Here is a 16,445-nt window from a genome sequence, read left to right as displayed (position 1 = left end):
ACACGACACGACATGACCGCCCGGCGCCGGCGCCCCCGGCCCGGCCGCAGCGCGCCGGTCAACCGACGGGAGTGCGCGCGAGCCGCTCCCCGAGGCGGGCCGCCAGCTCGCGCTCGTCAGCCGTGACGAGCCTCCCGTCCCGCACCACCACGCGCCCACCGACGACGACGTGCCGGGGCCGGCGCCCGGGAGACGCCCACAGGAGCCCGGCCACGGGGTCCGCCACGCCGGCGTCGGCGACGCCGGAGACGTCCCACACGCAGAGGTCGCCCGCGCTGCCCGCGCCGAGGTGGCCGAGGTCCGGCCGCCCGAGCCCCACCGCGGAGCCCTCCGTCGCCGTGCCGAGCACCTGGCGGGCTGGCAGCTGCGGGCCGACCAGCGCGGAGACCTGCATCGCGAGGCGGGCGTCGGCCAGCAGGTGTCCGGCGTCGTTGCTGCCCCCGCCGCTCGTCCCGAGGCCGACGGGCACGCCGGCGGCGGCGAGCCGGGCGACCGGTGCAATCCCCCAGCCCATCGGGACGTCGCACCCCGGGGCGTGCGTCGCGCACACGCCGGCGGCCGCGAGCCGGGCGATCTCGTCGTCGGTGACGTCGCACAGGTGCGCGATCGTGACGTCGGGGGCGAGCCAGCCCCACGCCTCGAGCAGGTCGAGCGGCCGCCGCCCGTACCGCTCGAGCGCGATCACGGTGTCGACCTGCTCGTTGGCCTGGGTCCGTCGGCGGAGGCCGTGCTGCGCCGCGACCTCGCCGAGCGCACGGAAGGTGGCCTCGCCGTCGGAGTGCACGCCAGCGGGCCCGACGGCGACCTGCAGCATGCCGTCGGGGTCGACACCGCCGACGGCGTCCTCGTGGAGCAGGCGCGAGGCGATCGCGTCCGCCGACGCGGCGGCCCGCTCGGCGTCGTCCCGCGCCGACCCGCGGACGAACACGAGTCGTCCACCGACGCCGCGCACGGCGTCGACGGTGGCCGCGGCGAGCGCCACGGTGTCGTCGGTGGTCGCGTCGGCGGGCCAGTTCAGGTGGTGGTCGGCGATCGTCGTGACACCGGACAGGAGGCCCTCCGCGGCTCCGGCGGACGCCGCCAGTCCGTAGAGCTCGGGGTCGTGGCCCACCCGGCCGTACGCCGCCGCCATCGTCGGCAGCCAGTCGGCCATCGGCACGCCGCGGGTGCCGGGCAGGGTGCGGAAGGCGGTCTGCAGCAGGTGGTGGTGCGCGTTCACCAAGCCCGGCGTGACGACGCACCCGGAGGCGTCGAGCGTGGTCGCGACCTCGCTGCCGTCGTCGACCACGACGTCGCCGTCCCGTTCGGTCCGAGGGTCGACGAGGACGCGGAGGGCACCGGTGACGGTCAGCATGACCGAATGCTGACAGGGCGCTGTTTCCGGGTCGTGACGAGGACGTGTCGCACGCCGTCGTCCGCCCTCGTCCGCACCAGTCGCGCCCCGTCGTCGGTACGCTCGTACGGTGCCGCGCCGACCCACGTCCCTCACCGCGGATCCGCGGGTCCGTGTCGTCGCCTTCGTGGTCGTCGCGATCTGGGGCCTGTACCAGTGCACCTGGAACCTGCTCGGCGCGAACGTCACCGGTGACGAGGCGATCTACGTGCGCTCAGGGTGGGCCTACGTGCACGGCGACCTCAGCGCGAACCGCGAGCACCCGCCGTTCGCCAAGTACCTGTTCGGCGCCGCGCAGCTCGTCTTCGGGCAGGGCGTCCTCGGGCCCCGCATCGTCGTCGCCGTCCTGGTGCTCGTCGCGGGTGCGGCGATGTTCGTGTGGTTGCGCCGGCACATCGGTTTCTGGGCGGGACTCTCGGCCGCCGGGCTGTGGCTCCTGACCCCCCGCGACGGTGCCGGCCCCGGCCCGCGACTGGACCACCTCGCGCTGCTCGACCCGGTGATGGCGGTGTTCGCGCTCCTCGCCCTCGGTGCCGCGTGGGCGTGGATCCGCTCGGGGCGGTGGTGGCTCGTCCCGGTGTCCGCGACGCTCATGGCGATGTCGGTGACGTCGAAGGTGTCGACGGTCGTGCTGCTGCCGGCGTTCCTGCTGCTCCCGCTCCTGCACCGCGACGTGCGCCGACTCGTCGTCGGAGGGCTCGTGTGGGCCCTGACGTTCGGCGTCGTCGTCGTCCTGCTCTACCTGCCGATGGGGATCCGCTCGGCCATCACCTACATGATCGACTTCCAGGACGGGCAGAACACGAACGGGCACCCGATCAGCATCGACGGGCACGTCTTCACGTTCGCACCCTGGTGGGCGAACCTGCGCTTCTTCGGCGACGGGGTCGGTGCGGTCATGGTGGTGGTGATCGTCGTCGGACTCGTCGCGGCCTTCGTCGTCCGGCCGGACCGGTTGGTCGCGTACCTCGGCACCGCGCTCGGGCTGCTCGTCGTCTTCTACGTGGTCGTCGCGCGGATCGCGCTGCCGACGTACTACGAGGCGTGGATGCCGCTCACCCTGCTCCTCACCGCGATCGGGTACGCGCGACTGGCGTCGTTGCGGCCCCGCGTCTGGTGGTCGTCCCTCGCCACGGTGCTCGTGCTCCTGAGCGTCGTGCCCGCCGCGCGGGTCAGCCACGTCGCGTGGACGGAACGACCGACGGGGATCGCCCGGGTCGACGGCTGGCTCCGGTCGCAGGGCATCAACGGCGGCAGGGTGCTCTTCGTCTCGGCGACGCCGACGCTCTACAACCCGTACTTCCTCGGCCGCGGCACCATGGACCCCGGCGCCGGGCCGTTCGTCGCGGTGGTCGTCGGCAGCGACGTCCGTTTCCCCGCGCCCGGCGCCGTGACGACGTTCCTGCGGCAGGAGCGGGGGTCGCTCGAGGCGACCGACCTCGACGGGCTGCGGGTGTACGCACCCGAGGACGGCGAGATCCGCAACGAGGGCGGGGTGCTCGGCGTCTCGCGGTGACGCCCCCACCGATCACCCGCCGAGCACGCGGCGCACGGCGTCGTACGCCGGGGTGGGCTCGCCGTCGCTGAACAGCAGGTCGTGCCCCTGGTGCAGGTCGCCGGCATCGTCGAGCCACCGGTCGTACCGGTCGTCGACGCCCCACGTCGTCCACGAGACGCAGGCGTCCGAGTGGAAGCAGGTGTCGAGGATCGTGGCGTACTGCTCCGCCTGGGCGTCCTGCCCCTCGCTGTCGTCGACGTCGGTCTCGGAGATCCGGACGAGCAGCCCGGCGTCGGCGAAGGTGTCGAGGGTCTGCGCGAGGTCGTCCGCGGTCACCGTGTCGGTGTCGAGGTCGTAGACGTGCGTCTGCAGGCCGACCCCGTCGATGTGCCCGCCGTGCGCGTTCGTGTCGAGGACGAGCCGGAGCAGGGCGTCCTGTCGCGGGCCCGGGACGTCGGCGCCGTTCTCGTTGACGAACTGCCGGACGTCCGGATCGGCGTCGTGGACCGCCCGCGAGACGACCACGGGGTAGGACGCCCCGAAGACGCGGTACCAGACGTTCTCCTGCAGCTCGGTCCCCTGGTCGACGTCGAAGGGCTCGTTCACGACGTCGAGCGAGGCGAGCCGACCGCGGAAGTGCGTGACGACGGTCGAGACGTAGCCGAGCAGCGCATCGGCGCTCGCGGACCGCTCCTGCTCGGACCCGGTGGGCAGGTCGCGCATCCACCGCGGCATCGCCTCCGAGAAGGCGATGGTGTGCCCGTGCACCGCCATGCCCTTCCGTTCCGCGACGTCGAGGAGCGCATCGGCCTCCTGGAAGGTGTACTCGCCCTGCCGCGGGGAGAGCGCCTGCGGCTTCATCGCGTTCTCGGGCGTGAGGGCGCCGAAGTTCCGCACGAGGTCACGCGCCAGGTCCTCGTCCGCGGCGAGCGGCCCGAGGGCGACCGCCGCGCCGACCAGGAAGTCGGGGCGGGACCGGGCGGCGAGCGCCTGCAGCCCCTCCGGATCGCGTTCCGCGTGCTCGACCACGGGCCCCGCGGTCGCCAGACGGGTGCCGACGGGCGCAGAGGCGTGCAACGAGTCGACGGTGAAGGACCCGCGCTCGCTCGACAGCCCCAGCCAGAGCGTGCCCGGGTCGAGGACGTCGCCGGACGGCAGGGACGCCACCGTCGCTCCGTCGCTCGTCACCTCGAGCCGGTCGCCCGAACGGTGCACGGCCAGCTCCGCCTCGGGGTCGTCGACCCGCACGTGTTCCTCGTGCACCGGCTCGAGATCGCGCACGTCCTGGTCCTCCGCGCCGTCCGAGACCGCGATCCGCAGGTCGTGTCCGCGCAGGGTGAGGGTCACCCCCGCAGACTCGATCCGGAACTCGTCGGCGATCACCGGCGGAGCGTCGAGGACCGCCAGGGTGGCGTCGGCGGTGACGTCCCGGAACGATGCGGCGACCGTGACGTCCCCCGGGGCGACGAGGTGCGTGCCCGCGAGGTCGACGGGCGGGTCCGGCACGCCACCGCTGCCGTCCTGCTCGACGATGCGCCGTCCGGTCGCGGTGACGTGCAGGACCCCGTCGCGTGCGTCGACCCCGGGGACGTGCGCCCAGTCCTGCCGCACCAGGTCGACGACGGTGCCGTGCTCGGGCGGCCGGTCCGCCGAGCTGCACCCCGCGACGGTGAGGAGGACGCCGACGACCGTCGCGCACACGACCCCGCGGACCGCGCGGACCGCCACGGCGGTACCGGACGCCTCCGCCGCGGCGGGACCGGACGCGGTACCGGACGCTCCGGCGGCGGAGACCGGTGCCGTCGCACGGCGGAGGAGATCACGCATGAGAGGACCGTAGCGTTCCGACCGCCCCGCCCGGCCCCGGCGGGAAACCCCGCGGTGACACCCGCGAAACACGGGCACCCTAGGTTCACCCCATGACGCAGACCCTGATCCGCGCCGGCTGGGTGCTCACCGCCGCGCCGGACGAAGCCCCCACGCCCGCCGCGATCCGTGACGGGGCCGTCCTGCTCGACGGGGACCGGATCGCCGCCGTCGGCACCTTCGCCGAGCTGTCCGCCGCGCACCCCGACGCCGCGGTCCGCGGGGGTGCGTACGACATCGTCACACCCGGCTTCGTGAACACGCACGGGCACTTCAGCGAGGGCCTCATCACCGGCATCGGCTCGCAGTACACGCTGTGGGAGTGGCTCACGGCGCTGATCGGTCGCGTCAACCCGGTGATGACCCGCGACAAGGCGTACGCCGGCACCGTCCTGCAGGGGATCCAGCTGCTGCGGAGCGGGGTGACGACCGCGAACGACATGTTCTGCGCCGACCCGGTGCCGGACGAGCCGGCGACCCCCGGTGTGGTGCAGGCGCTCGAGGACCTCGGGCTGCGGGGTGTCGTGTCGTTCGGCTCCGGGGACGTCGACCGCGACTTCGGCGCGACGCCGATCCTCGAGGAGTTCGAGGCCCTGCGCGAGGCCGCCGCCGCCAGCCGGTACAGCACGTTCCGCGTCGGGGTCTCGTCGATCGGCCGGTACACCGACGACACCTGGCAGGAGCACGTCGACTACGCCGTCGCGGGCGGGCACGGCGTGCACGTGCACTTCCACGAGGTCCGCGAGGAGGTCACCGCGGCCCGGCAGCGCACCGGCCGCACGGCGATCGGGCACGCCGAGGCGACGGGCATGTTCCAGGTGCCCGTGATCGCGGCGCACAGCGTGTGGGTGGACCGCGAGGACCGCGAGTGCTACGCCGCGCACGGGGTCGGCGTCGCCCACAACCCGGTCGCGAACGGCATCCTGGCGAGCGGCATCGCGCCGGTCGCCGAGCTCCGTGCGCTGGGGATCCCGGTCGGCATCGGCGTCGACGGCCCGGCGTCGAACGACTCGCAGGACTTCCTGCAGGCGATGAAGACCGCGGCGCTGCTCGCCCGCGTCCGCGACCTGCAGGCGACCGCGATGAGCGCCCGCGAGGCGTTCGAGATGGGCACCATCGGGGGCGCCCGAGCGCTGCGGATGGAGCACGAGATCGGGTCGCTCGAGCCGGGCAAGCGTGCGGACCTGGTCGTCCTCGACGGCGACTCCCCCACCCTGGCGAACGTGCACGACCCCTACCAGGCGGTCGTGTTCGTCGCGGGCAGCCGCGAGGTCCGCGACGTCTGGGTGGACGGCGACCTCAGCGTCGCGGACGGCGACGTCACGAAGGTGGACGTGCGCGAGGCGGTCGCGCGGGCGCGTCCGCTGGCCCGCCAGCTGGTCGCCGAGGCGGGGCTGGAGCGTCTGTCGGCGCTCACCGGCGGCGCGCTCGACGACACCGAGCGTCCCTAGCGGCGCACACGGTCCGGGTCGGGGACGGTCCGGACGGGAGGCGGTGCGCGCGTCGTGCGCACCGCCTCCCGTCCGTCACGCCACCGGGCGGCGACCCGTCACAGTTCCAGCACCAGGCGCGGGCAGCCGCGCCGGGCGCGCGAGACGCACACCATCATCGTGCGGTCGTCGGCCTGTTCCTCGGGGCTGAGCACGGTGTCCCGGTGCTCCACCGCGCCCTCGAGGACGGGGGTCTCGCAGGTGCCGCACGTGCCCTCACGGCACGACGACAGGACGAAGGCACCGGCCTCCTCGGCGACCTCGAGCAGCGTGCGGTCGGACGGCACGGTCACGGTGACGCCGGTGACGGCGAGCTCGACCTCGAACGGTTCGCCGGGGGCGTCGACGTCGGCGACCGGTTCGAACCGCTCGACCCGGACGCTCCCAGCGGGCCAGTGCGCGGCGGCCGTCTCGACCGCGTCCATGAGTGCGCGCGGGCCGCAGCAGTACACGACGGCGTCCCGCGGTCCGGCGAGGATGCCGACCACGTCCAACCGCGGGTGCTCGTCCGCCGCGGCGACGACGACCCGTTCGGGGTGTGCCGCCACGAGCTCGTCGACGAACGCCATCCGGCTCCGGCTGCGACCGGCGTAGTGGAGCTCCCAGGGCGTGCCGGCGCGCTCCGCGGCGCCGATCATCGCCACGAGGGGGGTGATCCCGATGCCGCCGGCGACGAACACGGCGGGCCTGGTCGGGTCGAAGCCGAAGTGGTTGCGCGGCCCGGCGACCACGACCTCGGCACCCACGGTGAGAGCCTCGTGCACGGCGAGCGATCCCCCGCGGCCGTCCGGCTCCCGGAGCACGGCGATCCGCCAGTTGCCCTCGGGCGTGGTCGTGACGAGCGAGTACTGCCGCTCGGTGCCCGGCACGACCTCGACGTCCACGTGCGCCCCGGGCTCCCAGTCCGGCAGCGGTGTGCCGTCGAGCGGTGCGAGGTCGAGTGCGACGACGTCGGTGGCGACCGCGTGGCGTGCGGCGATCCGCATGCGACGACGCTCCGGCGCGGCGGTCACGCGACCACTCCGGCGCTCGGGCCCGCTGCGGCGTTCGGGACCGCGACGGCGCGCGGGGTCTCCTTGACCACGATCATGTGGAAGCGGCTGCCGTCCGCGCTGCACCAGCGGTGCCCGGTGCCGCCGCGGTAGTACGCGGAGTCACCCGGCCCGAGGCGCAGGGGATCCTGCCCGCGCAGGTCGAGCAGGACGTCGCCGGCGAGCACGGTGAGGAACTCGTCCTCGCGGTGCTCGAAGTAGTCGCCGAGGTCCGTGTTGTCCCCCGTCCACTCGAGCGGCTCGAAGGCGTGCGGTCCGGCGTGCACGAGCAGCCGGGCCTCGCCGCTCGAGAACGGGCCGCGGGCACCCTCCCCGGCGCGGATGACCTCGGGGGCGCGCACGTCGTGGTCCGGTCGTTCCGGGGCACCGGCGGCGAGCAGCTCGACCTGTGTCGTCCCGAGGGCCGCGGCGATCTTCTCGAGGGACACCATGCTCGCGCGGGAGTGCCCTCGTTCGACCTGGCTGAGGAACGGGTGCGACAGTCCGGTCTGCTCGGCGACCTGCACGAGGGTCAGCCGTGCGGCGCGGCGGCGGGCGCGGATGTGCTCGCCGATGCGCTGGGTCTGGTCGTCGACGACGCGGTCGGTCTCGGTGGTGGTGCCGGTGGTCACGGCGCACTCCTCTCGGCCTGGACGGGGTCTCCGGCGCGGTCTGCGGCTGGTCCGACGAGCCCGATCCGGAACCGTCGTTCCGGCTCCCGGGTCGGACCGGGACGGGTGTCACACACGGCAACCGCCTCGAAACGAGAGGGAAACACTGCCGCCCTAGCATCGGAGATGTTGATGCGATCAACATTCTCACACACGACCGAGAGGCTCCGGATGGACTCGTCAGCACCCCGCCCGGTCGGGCTCCTGCGGTCCGCGCTGCTGCCGGACGGTCGCCTGGTCGACGTCGCCATCGACGGTGACACCGTTTCCGCCGTCGCTCCCGCCGGCACGCTCACCGCACCAGCCGACGCCGTGCTCGACCTCGACGGGCGCCTGCTGCTCACCGCCCCGGCGGAACCGCACGCGCACCTCGACAAGGCCCTGAGCGCCGACGCGATCCGGCCGCCGCTCGGGGACCTCGGTGCCGCGATCGCGTCGTGGTCCGCGTACGCCACCACGATGACCGTCGACGAGATCGCCGACCGTACACGGACGGCGGCCCTGACGTTGCTCGCCGCGGGCACCACCGCGGTCCGCAGCCACGTCGACGTCCTGAGCGGCCGTCGGACCGCGGCCGACCCCGCCGCCCCGGTCGAGGCAGCCACCCGCGGCGCACGAGCGCTGGTGCAGGTCCGCGAGGAACTCGCCGGCCTCATGGACATCGAACTCGTCGCCCTCGCCGGTCCGCTCGCCCCGGATGCCCACGTCGAGGCCGTGCTCGACTGCGGCGTCGACCTGGTCGGGGGCGCTCCGCACCTCGCCGAGGACCCGCTCGCCGACGTCGACCGACTGCTCGCGATCGCCGAGCGGCACGGGGTCGGCGTCGACCTGCACACCGACGAGAGCCTGGACGGACCGGTCACCCTCGACCACTACGCCCGGGCGGTCAGCCTCCTGCGCTCCCGACGGCCCGACGGGCACCAGTACTCCGCCGGGCACTGCGTCCGGCTCGGCACGCTCGGCCCGGAGCGCCTGGCCGAGGTCGTCGCCGACGTCGCCGCGGCCGACCTCGGCGTCATCACCCTGCCGATCACCAACCTGTACCTGCAGGGGTGGCAGCACCCGGTGTCCACCCCGCGGGGACTCACCGCGATCCGCGCCCTGACCGAGGCCGGCGTGCGGGTCGCCGCGGGCGCGGACAACGTCCGCGACCCGTTCAACCCGGTGGGGCGGAGCGACGCCCTGGAGACCGCGAGCCTGCTCGTGACGGCCGGCCACGTGACGCCGGACCAGGCGTACGCGATGGTGAGCGACACCGCTCGGAGCGTGATGGGCCTCCCGGCCGCCGGCCCCGTCCCCGGACGGCGAGCCGACCTGCTCGCGATCGCCGCGACCAGCGTCACCGACGCGGTCGCGAACGCCCCGGTCGACCGCATCGTCCTGTCCCGCGGGCGGCTCGTCGCCCGCACCGAGGTCCGCACGACCGTCGCCGCCCCGGCGCCCGTCCGTGCGACCGCCGCCGTCCCCGCCTGACCCTCGCCCCATCCCCGCGAACCCGTGACCCGAGAACCCGAGGTGCCCGTGACCACCACCGCCCCGCCGCCCGTCACCACGACGGACACGCTGCTCGACTTCCGCGACGTCGAGATGACCTTCCCGAACGGCACCGTCGCCCTGCAGGGCGTCGACCTGACCGTCGACCGCGGCCAGTTCGTCTCGGTCGTCGGCCCCTCCGGCTGCGGCAAGTCGACCCTGCTCCGGATCGCCTCCGGCCTCGAGTCGGCGTCGCACGGCACCGCCGAGGTGGCCGCCGACCGCATCGGCTACGTCTTCCAGGACGCCACCCTGCTGCCCTGGCGCTCGGTGCAGGGCAACGTCGAGCTGCTCGCCGAACTCGGACACGTGCCGAAGGCCGAGCGTGCCGCCAAGGCCGCCCACGCCATCGACCTGGTCGGGCTGAACGGCTTCGAGACGAACCTGCCGAAGCAGCTGTCCGGCGGCATGCGGATGCGCGTCTCGCTCGCCCGGTCGCTGACGCTCGACCCCGAGCTGTTCCTGTTCGACGAGCCGTTCGGTGCCCTCGACGAGATCACCCGCGAACGCCTCAACGACGAACTCCTCCGGCTCTTCGTGGAGCAGCAGTTCGCCGGGCTGTTCATCACCCACTCGGTGTCCGAGGCCGTGTACCTGTCCACCGAGGTCGTCGTCATGTCCGGCCGCCCGGGCAGCATCGTCGGCCGGTTCGAGGTGCCGTTCCCGATGCCCCGCGACCCCGACATCCGCTTCACCCCCGAGTTCGCCGAACTGGTCGGCGAGGTCTCGCACGCGCTCCGGGAAGGACACCGCTGATGGTCACCCTGCAGGAGGTCGCGGAGACCCGCGCCGTCCGGACCGCTGCCCGTCGCTCCACCCCTCGTGCGCGCCGCACCGTGTCGTGGTGGCAGCCGCTCGTCGTCCTCGCCGCGCTCGTCGGCGTCTGGTACGCCGCAGCCGCCTACTACGACCACGTCCGCGGGCTCGCGTTCCTGGTGCCCTACCCGCACCTCGTGGCGAAGGCGATCGTCGCCCCGACGATGCCGGACGGCTCCCCCTCGACCTTCGGGTCCGACCTGTGGTCCGCCCTCGGCCGCACCACCGTGGTGTCCCTGGTCGGCCTCGGCTTCGCGATCGTGATCGGCGTCGTCTGGGCGATGGCCATGGCGCAGGCGAAGTGGCTCGAGCGCTCGCTCTACCCGTACGCGGTGGTGCTGCAGTGCGTGCCGATCCTGGCGCTCGTCCCGCTCATCGGCGCCCTGTTCGGGTACGAGTTCGCCAGCCGGGTCATCGTCACCGTGATGATCGCCCTGTTCCCGATGGTGTCGAACACCCTGTTCGGGCTGCAGTCCGCGGACCGGGCGCAGCGCGAGCTCTTCCGGCTGCAGCGGGCGAGCCGCTTCGCCCAGCTCGTGAAGCTCCAGTTCCCCGCCGCCCTGCCGTCGATCTTCGTCGGCCTGCGGACCTCGGCCGGCCTGAGCGTCATCGGCGCCATCGTCGGCGACCAGTTCTTCCAGCGCGGCAACCCCGGCCTCGGCGTGCTCATCCAGGTGACCGCCTCGCGCCTGATGGGACCGGAGCTCTACGCAACGATCATCATCGCCTCGCTCTACGGCGTCGCCGTCTTCCTCGTGTTCGGACTGGTCGGCCGTCTGGCCGTCGGTCGCTGGCACGACTTCAGCTGACCCGCGTCGCGGCAACCTCCCCCCGGTCGCCGCGGCCCGGGTCGCCCCCTCCAGACCCCCGGGCACGTCCGCGGCCACAGCGCCCCGCACCGTCGACGTGCCCGGTCCCACCACCCCATCCCGACCCGACAGCACCACGAGACCCGCACCACGAACGGAGCCTCCATGCGCACCACCCGAACCACGACGCGGATCGGCGTCGCGACCGCAGCCCTCGCCGCGACCGCGCTCGCCCTCACCGGATGCGCCGCCGGCTCGTCCGCCGGCACCGCCGCGTCGAGCGCCCCCGCGAAGGCCGCGTCCGGCCCCGCGATCGACCTGTCGGGCGTCTGCCCGTCGACCGTCGTCGTCCAGACCGACTGGAACCCCGAGGGCGAGCACGGCCACCTGTACGAGATGCTCGGCCCGGACCCCTCCATCGACGCCTCGGGCAAGACCGTCACGGGCGACCTGTACGCCAACGGCAAGAGCACGGGCGTGAAGCTCGAGATCCGCGCCGGCGGCCCGGCGATCGGCTACACGAAGGTCGCCTCGCAGATGTACCAGGACAAGTCGATCACCCTCGGCTACATGTCCACCGACGAGCAGGTCCAGTTCTCCGGCAACCTGCCCACCACCGCGGTGTTCGCCGAGAACGACTCGTCGCCGATGTCGATCATGTGGGACCCGAAGACCTACCCCGACGTCGACAGCATCGAGGACCTCGGCAAGGAGCTCGAGAAGAACGGCGGCGTCGTCCGCTACTTCAACGGCGCCGCGTACATGACGTACCTCGAGCAGTCCGGCATCCTGCCGAAGAAGGTCCTCGACGGCAGCTACGACGGCACCCCGTCGAAGTTCGTCTCCGCCGGCGGCAAGGACGCCCAGCAGGGCTTCGCCACCGCGGAGCCGTACATCTACCAGAACCAGGTCGCGGCCTGGGGCAAGAAGGTCGCGTACAAGCCGATCTCGAGCACCGGCTGGAACCCGTACCCCGAGGCGATGTCGGTCCGCACCGGCGACCTGTCGAAGCTCACGCCCTGCCTGAAGAAGCTCGTGCCCGTCATGCAGCAGGCGGACGTCGACTACCTGAAGGCGCCGCAGGCCACGAACGACCTCATCACGCGGCTCGTGCAGCAGTACAACAACGGCTGGACCTACGACTCGAAGGTCGGCGCGTTCGCGGCGAAGCAGCTGGTCGAGCTCGGGCTCGCGAAGGACACCGACGGCTACATCGGCTCGATGGACGAGCAGCGCATGCAGGACTTCATCGAGAAGGCCACCCCGGTCTTCGCCGGTACCGGTGACGTGAAGAGCGACCTCCAGCCGTCCGACCTGTTCACCAACGAGTTCCTCGACAAGTCCATCGGTCTGGGGAAGTGACCCGGGTCGGCTGAGCCGACCGACCACCGGACGGGAGGCGCGGGGCACGCCCGCCCCGCGCCTCCCCCCACCGGCACGGCCGGTCCGCCGCTGGCGCGTCGCACCGGAACCGGCGGCGTGGGCCCCGTCCTCCGTCTCCGCACCACCCACCCCACAGGAGTCAGCATGACCACCGTCACCCCCGCCTCCACCACCGTCGCCCCCGAGAACCTCGCGGCGCTGCGCGCCGACCTCGTCGACCTCCTCGGCGAGCGCGGCGTGAGCGCCGACGAGCGCACCCGCGCCCGTGCCTCCGTCGACGAGGCGACCATGAGCCCGATCCTCAGCGCGCAGCTGCCGCTCGGGCTCGCCGACCTCGTCGCGTACCCGGCGTCGGCGGACGACATCGCGGCCACGCTGCAGGCCGCCGTCCGGCACAACGTGCCCGTCACGACCCGCGGCAAGGGCACCGGCAACTACGGCCAGGGCATCCCGCTGCACGGCGGCCTGGTGCTCGACACCTCGCGCGCCCGCGCCGTCGTCGAGGTCGGGGACGGCTGGGTCACCGCCGAGGCCGGCGCCTCGATGGTCGCCATGGAGCAGGCCGCGGCCGCCACCGGCCAGCAGCTCTGGATGTACCCGTCGACCGCCCAGTCCACCATCGGCGGCTTCCTGTCCGGGGGCTCCGGCGGCACCGGCTCGATCGCGCACGGGTCGAACTGGCAGGGCTTCGTCACCGCGCTCGACGTCGCACTGCCCGGCTCCGACGAGCTGCTGCACGTCGAGGGCGACGAGGCGCAGCCCTTCGTGCACACCTACGGCACCGCCGGCGTCATCGCCCGGGCGACCGTCCGGCTCGAGCCGCTGCAGGAGTGGCGTGCCGTGTACGCGTCCTTCCCGACCTTCGAGGACGCCCTGGTCGCGGTGCGCACCCTCCGCGGTCTCGACCCGGTCCCCCGGCTCGTCAGCGCCGACCGGGCCGAGGTCGCCGCGACCCTGCCGTCGGACACGGCGATCCCGGACGACCGGGCGAGCCTCCGCGCGATCATCGACGACGTCGTCCTCGACGAAGCGCGCATGCTGATCGAGCAGGCCGGCGGGACCGTGTCGGACGTCCGCGAGGGACTCCAGCAGACCACCAAGGTGTCGATGCTCTCCTACAACCACCCGATCTGGTGGCTCAAGCGGAACACCCCGGACACCGAGTACTTCCACGTCGAGGTCGGTGGCGAGGCGCTGATCGACCGGATCGCCGAGGTCGAGGCGGTGTACCCGGGCGGCATGCTGCACATCGAGGCGGCGCACGTCGGCCCGATCGGCATGCTCACCGCCCCGTACACCGGGGCCGAGGACGTCTACGCCGGCTACCCGCTGCTCCGCGACCTGGGCGTCCGGGTGCACAGCCCGCACCAGTACTACGTCGACCACGGGGTCGAGGAGCTCGTGGCGCTCAAGCGGCGCACCGACCCGGACGGGCTGCTCAACCCGGGGCACGTGATCGATCCGTCGCTCGTCGTCAGCGGTGGTTCGACCGCATCGGCGCAGCCTGTCGTGCCGGGGTTCGGCAAGTGAGCGGCGGGGCTGCTCGCTCGGGCGTGGACGGCTCGGGCGTGGACGGCTCGGGCGTGGCTGGCTCGGGCACGGCCGGACCGCGCACGACCGGACGCTCGCGTCTGCTCGCCGAGCTGTCGGGTCCGGCGGTCGCCGCCGGGCTCGGTCCCGACTCGATCGTCGTGCAGCCGACCGGGGCCGTCGAGCACCACGGTCCGCACCTGCCGTTGGTCACCGACTTCCTGCTCGCCGACCGCATCGGCGGCGCGGCCGTCGAGCGTGCCGCTGCCGAGGGGCTCGACGTCTGGCAGCTGCCCACGCTGGCGTTCACGAAGTCCGACGAGCACAGCTGGGCGCCGGGCACCGTGTGGCTCGACGAGTCGACGATGTTCGACACCGCCGTGCAGATCGGCCGGGCCGTCGCGCTGACGGGTGCCGGGTCGCTCGTCTTCGCGAACGGGCACGGCGGCAACGTCGCGCTGCTGCAGGTGGCGCTCCGGGAGATCCGGAAGCGGTACGGGCTGAAGACGTTCCTGATGCCGACGCTCGCGCGGATGCCCGGCCCCGACGGCGAGGACGCCGACGAGCGCGGGCTCGGCATCCACGGTGGAGCGGCGGAGACGTCGATGATCCTGCACCTGCGGCCCGACCTGGTCGACATGTCGCTCGCCGAGCGCTGGGTGCCGGACCACCTGGCGGAGTTCGAGAAGATCCGGTTCAACGGAGGACCGGTGTCGTTCGGGTGGTTGTCGAACGACTTCGGCACCCCCGGGGTCGTCGGTGACGCCAGCCGGGCGACCGCCGCGTACGGGCAGGCGCTGTGGGACCGGTCCCTCGACGAGGCCGTGGCGTCCCTGCACGAGATCGCCCGGTTCGACCCCGCGGTGGCGAAGCCAGCTGCCGGTGCTGCCGGCGCGAGTGCTGCCGGCGCGAGTGCTGCCGGCGCGAGTGTCGCCGGCGCGGGTGCGCTCGCGTCCGACGCGGTGGCGGTGTCGTGACCGTGCTGCCGGGGCAGGTGGCGGCATCGACCGACGGCGCCGCTGCCCCGGCTGACCCGCTCGTGCTGGCAGCGTCCTGGTTACCGTCCACCGAGGACGGCCCGGGTCCGACCATGACGCTGTCCACGCTCGGGCTCGACGGGTACCCGGCTGCCCGGACCGTGCTGCTCTCCCGGTTCGACGGGGAGCGCCTGCACTTCCACACCGACAGCCGGAGCCGCAAGGCCGCCGAGCTCGCCGCACTCCCCCGCGCCGCCGTCACCCTCGTCTGGCCCGAGGTGGCGCGGCAGCTCGTGGTCGTCGGCGACGTGGCACGCGTCACCGATGCCGAGGCCCGCGCCGCCTACGCCGCGCGGACCCGGTACCTGCAGGTGCTCGCCTGGGTGAACGATCACGAGGCCGCCGCCGACACGGCCGACCGGCGACGGGAGCTGTGGGCGGCGTTCGAACAGGACCGTCCGGAGCTCGAGCCGCCGGACTCGTGGGTGGGGTTCGCGCTGACGCCGGTGCGGATGCTGTTCTGGCGTGGCTCGACCGACGCCGCGAGCAACCGGCTCGCCTACGAGCGGCACCCGGACGGCGGGTGGTCGCAGGAGTCCTGGCCGGGCTGACCCTGCCGAGGCTCGGTCGTGGCGGTTCAGGCCGACGGCGCGATCTCCACCTGGCGCTCCGAGAGCGCGCAGCGAGCGGCGGCTGCGCGGGCGAGCGGCACCACGCCGCTCGACCTCGCGAGGAGGTGGTCGACGGAGCACCGGGGTCAGCGGAACGCGACCTCCTGGATCGACGCCTCCACGCTCGTCGAGTCGTCGACCCTGGTCTGCGCCGAGCACGACCACCGGACCGCTTCCGTCGCCGTCCTGTCCTCGTCCCGCTGGACCGAGGACTCGCCGGACACGGAGAACACGGCCGCCCCGCTCGGACTCCCCGACTCCTGCTCGACGTCGGTCGAGTGGACGTCGAGCACCTTCCACGGTGTCTCGCCGTACTGGTCACGCCACCAGACGACGATCGCCGGTCCGACCTTCTTCTCGCACGCCGCCTGCGCGACGCCCCGCAGCGGGGACGGCTGGGTGCAGCCGGCGAGCGCGACGAGGACGAACGCGGCGGCCGTGGCTGCGACGATGCGTGTCCTCATGCACTCATGGTGCTCCTCGCACGCCGGTCGCCGCCGAGCGCCCGGCGAAACCGCGACGGTGGAGCAGAAGACGTCGACTGCGCGCGGCCGACCCGACAACGACTGCTCCATCGACGGAGGACCACGCAGACGCGGGAGCACGCGGACCCCTGCCCGGGAACGACGAAGGCCCCGCCGCAGTGCGACGGGGCCTTCTCAGATGTGCGCTCGAAGGGACTCGAACCCCCAACCTTCTGATCCGTAGTCAGATGCTCTATCCATTGAGCTACGAGCGCATCCGGTCTTCCGACCGATCCGGCCTTGCGGCCGTGGA

At 73.4% G+C, this 16,445-nt stretch carries 14 protein-coding genes and 1 tRNA gene; 9 read left to right on the top strand and 6 right to left on the bottom strand.

What is annotated here, in order from left to right; all coding sequences use genetic code 11:
• Positions 1 to 58 precede the first annotated feature (58 nt).
• Positions 59 to 1,354 (bottom strand): amidohydrolase family protein, encoded by a 1,296-nt coding sequence (locus QUG93_RS03400; protein ID WP_289472237.1) that lies wholly within the window; start codon positions 1,352 to 1,354, stop codon positions 59 to 61.
• Positions 1,355 to 1,463: 109 nt separating this feature from the next.
• On the opposite strand from QUG93_RS03400, the gene QUG93_RS03395 reads away from it, so the two are divergent.
• Positions 1,464 to 2,909: a glycosyltransferase family 39 protein gene (locus QUG93_RS03395; RefSeq protein WP_289472236.1), complete on the top strand. Its 1,446-nt coding sequence runs from the start codon at positions 1,464 to 1,466 to the stop codon at positions 2,907 to 2,909.
• A 12-nt stretch (positions 2,910 to 2,921) separates the two neighbouring features.
• Here QUG93_RS03395 and QUG93_RS03390 read toward each other — a convergent pair whose 3' ends face one another.
• Positions 2,922 to 4,718 carry an endo-1,4-beta-xylanase gene (locus tag QUG93_RS03390; RefSeq protein WP_289472235.1) on the bottom strand — a complete coding sequence of 599 codons (1,797 nt, stop codon included), beginning with the start codon at positions 4,716 to 4,718 and terminating at the stop codon, positions 2,922 to 2,924.
• A 92-nt stretch (positions 4,719 to 4,810) separates the two neighbouring features.
• Between QUG93_RS03390 and QUG93_RS03385 the strand changes: the two genes are divergently transcribed.
• Entirely contained in the window at positions 4,811 to 6,208 is a 1,398-nt protein-coding gene (locus tag QUG93_RS03385; protein ID WP_289472233.1) for an amidohydrolase family protein, read from the top strand.
• 98 nt (positions 6,209 to 6,306) lie between these two features.
• On the opposite strand, the gene QUG93_RS03380 is transcribed toward QUG93_RS03385, so the two are convergent.
• Positions 6,307 to 7,233, bottom strand: a complete 927-nt coding sequence (locus tag QUG93_RS03380) for a PDR/VanB family oxidoreductase (protein WP_289472232.1) — start codon at positions 7,231 to 7,233, stop codon at positions 6,307 to 6,309.
• A 23-nt stretch (positions 7,234 to 7,256) separates the two neighbouring features.
• Positions 7,257 to 7,910 (bottom strand): helix-turn-helix domain-containing protein, encoded by a 654-nt coding sequence (locus QUG93_RS03375; protein WP_289472230.1) that lies wholly within the window; start codon positions 7,908 to 7,910, stop codon positions 7,257 to 7,259.
• Positions 7,911 to 8,120: 210 nt separating this feature from the next.
• Here QUG93_RS03375 and QUG93_RS03370 point away from each other — a divergent pair, with 210 nt between their 5' ends.
• The 7 genes from QUG93_RS03370 (at position 8,121) to QUG93_RS03340 (ending at position 15,608) form a co-directional block, all read left to right on the top strand.
• On the top strand, positions 8,121 to 9,422 hold the full coding sequence (locus QUG93_RS03370) for an amidohydrolase family protein (protein WP_289472229.1): 1,302 nt from the start codon (positions 8,121 to 8,123) through the stop codon (positions 9,420 to 9,422).
• A 48-nt stretch (positions 9,423 to 9,470) separates the two neighbouring features.
• Positions 9,471 to 10,238 carry an ABC transporter ATP-binding protein gene (locus QUG93_RS03365; RefSeq protein ID WP_289472228.1) on the top strand — a complete coding sequence of 256 codons (768 nt, stop codon included), beginning with the start codon at positions 9,471 to 9,473 and terminating at the stop codon, positions 10,236 to 10,238.
• The gene (locus QUG93_RS03360) at positions 10,238 to 11,107 is read left to right on the top strand and encodes an ABC transporter permease (protein WP_289472227.1); all 870 of its coding nucleotides are present in this window, start codon (positions 10,238 to 10,240) and stop codon (positions 11,105 to 11,107) included. Before QUG93_RS03365 ends, QUG93_RS03360 begins: the two co-directional genes overlap by 1 nt.
• Before the next feature lie 165 nt (positions 11,108 to 11,272).
• Entirely contained in the window at positions 11,273 to 12,469 is a 1,197-nt protein-coding gene (locus QUG93_RS03355) for an ABC transporter substrate-binding protein (protein ID WP_289472226.1), read from the top strand.
• A gap of 165 nt (positions 12,470 to 12,634) precedes the next feature.
• A complete protein-coding gene (locus tag QUG93_RS03350) occupies positions 12,635 to 14,020 on the top strand; it encodes an FAD-binding oxidoreductase (protein WP_289472225.1) in 1,386 nt (461 codons plus the stop codon).
• 53 nt (positions 14,021 to 14,073) lie between these two features.
• Positions 14,074 to 14,997, top strand: coding sequence for a creatininase family protein (locus QUG93_RS03345; protein WP_289472223.1), 924 nt, complete (start codon positions 14,074 to 14,076; stop codon positions 14,995 to 14,997).
• Positions 14,994 to 15,608 (top strand): pyridoxamine 5'-phosphate oxidase family protein, encoded by a 615-nt coding sequence (locus QUG93_RS03340; RefSeq protein WP_289472222.1) that lies wholly within the window; start codon positions 14,994 to 14,996, stop codon positions 15,606 to 15,608. Before QUG93_RS03345 ends, QUG93_RS03340 begins: the two co-directional genes overlap by 4 nt.
• 146 nt (positions 15,609 to 15,754) lie before the next feature.
• Here QUG93_RS03340 and QUG93_RS03335 read toward each other — a convergent pair whose 3' ends face one another.
• Positions 15,755 to 16,132, bottom strand: coding sequence for a hypothetical protein (locus tag QUG93_RS03335; RefSeq protein WP_289472221.1), 378 nt, complete (start codon positions 16,130 to 16,132; stop codon positions 15,755 to 15,757).
• Between the two features lie 202 nt (positions 16,133 to 16,334).
• A tRNA-Arg gene (locus QUG93_RS03330) sits at positions 16,335 to 16,407 on the bottom strand.
• Between the last annotated feature and the right edge of the window lie 38 nt (positions 16,408 to 16,445).

The sequence above is a fragment of the Curtobacterium caseinilyticum genome (assembly GCF_030363035.1).
Lineage (GTDB): Bacteria > Actinomycetota > Actinomycetes > Actinomycetales > Microbacteriaceae > Curtobacterium > Curtobacterium caseinilyticum.
The sequence above is the reverse complement of the archived record's forward strand: the minus strand, read 5'-3'. Positions and strand labels throughout refer to the sequence as shown.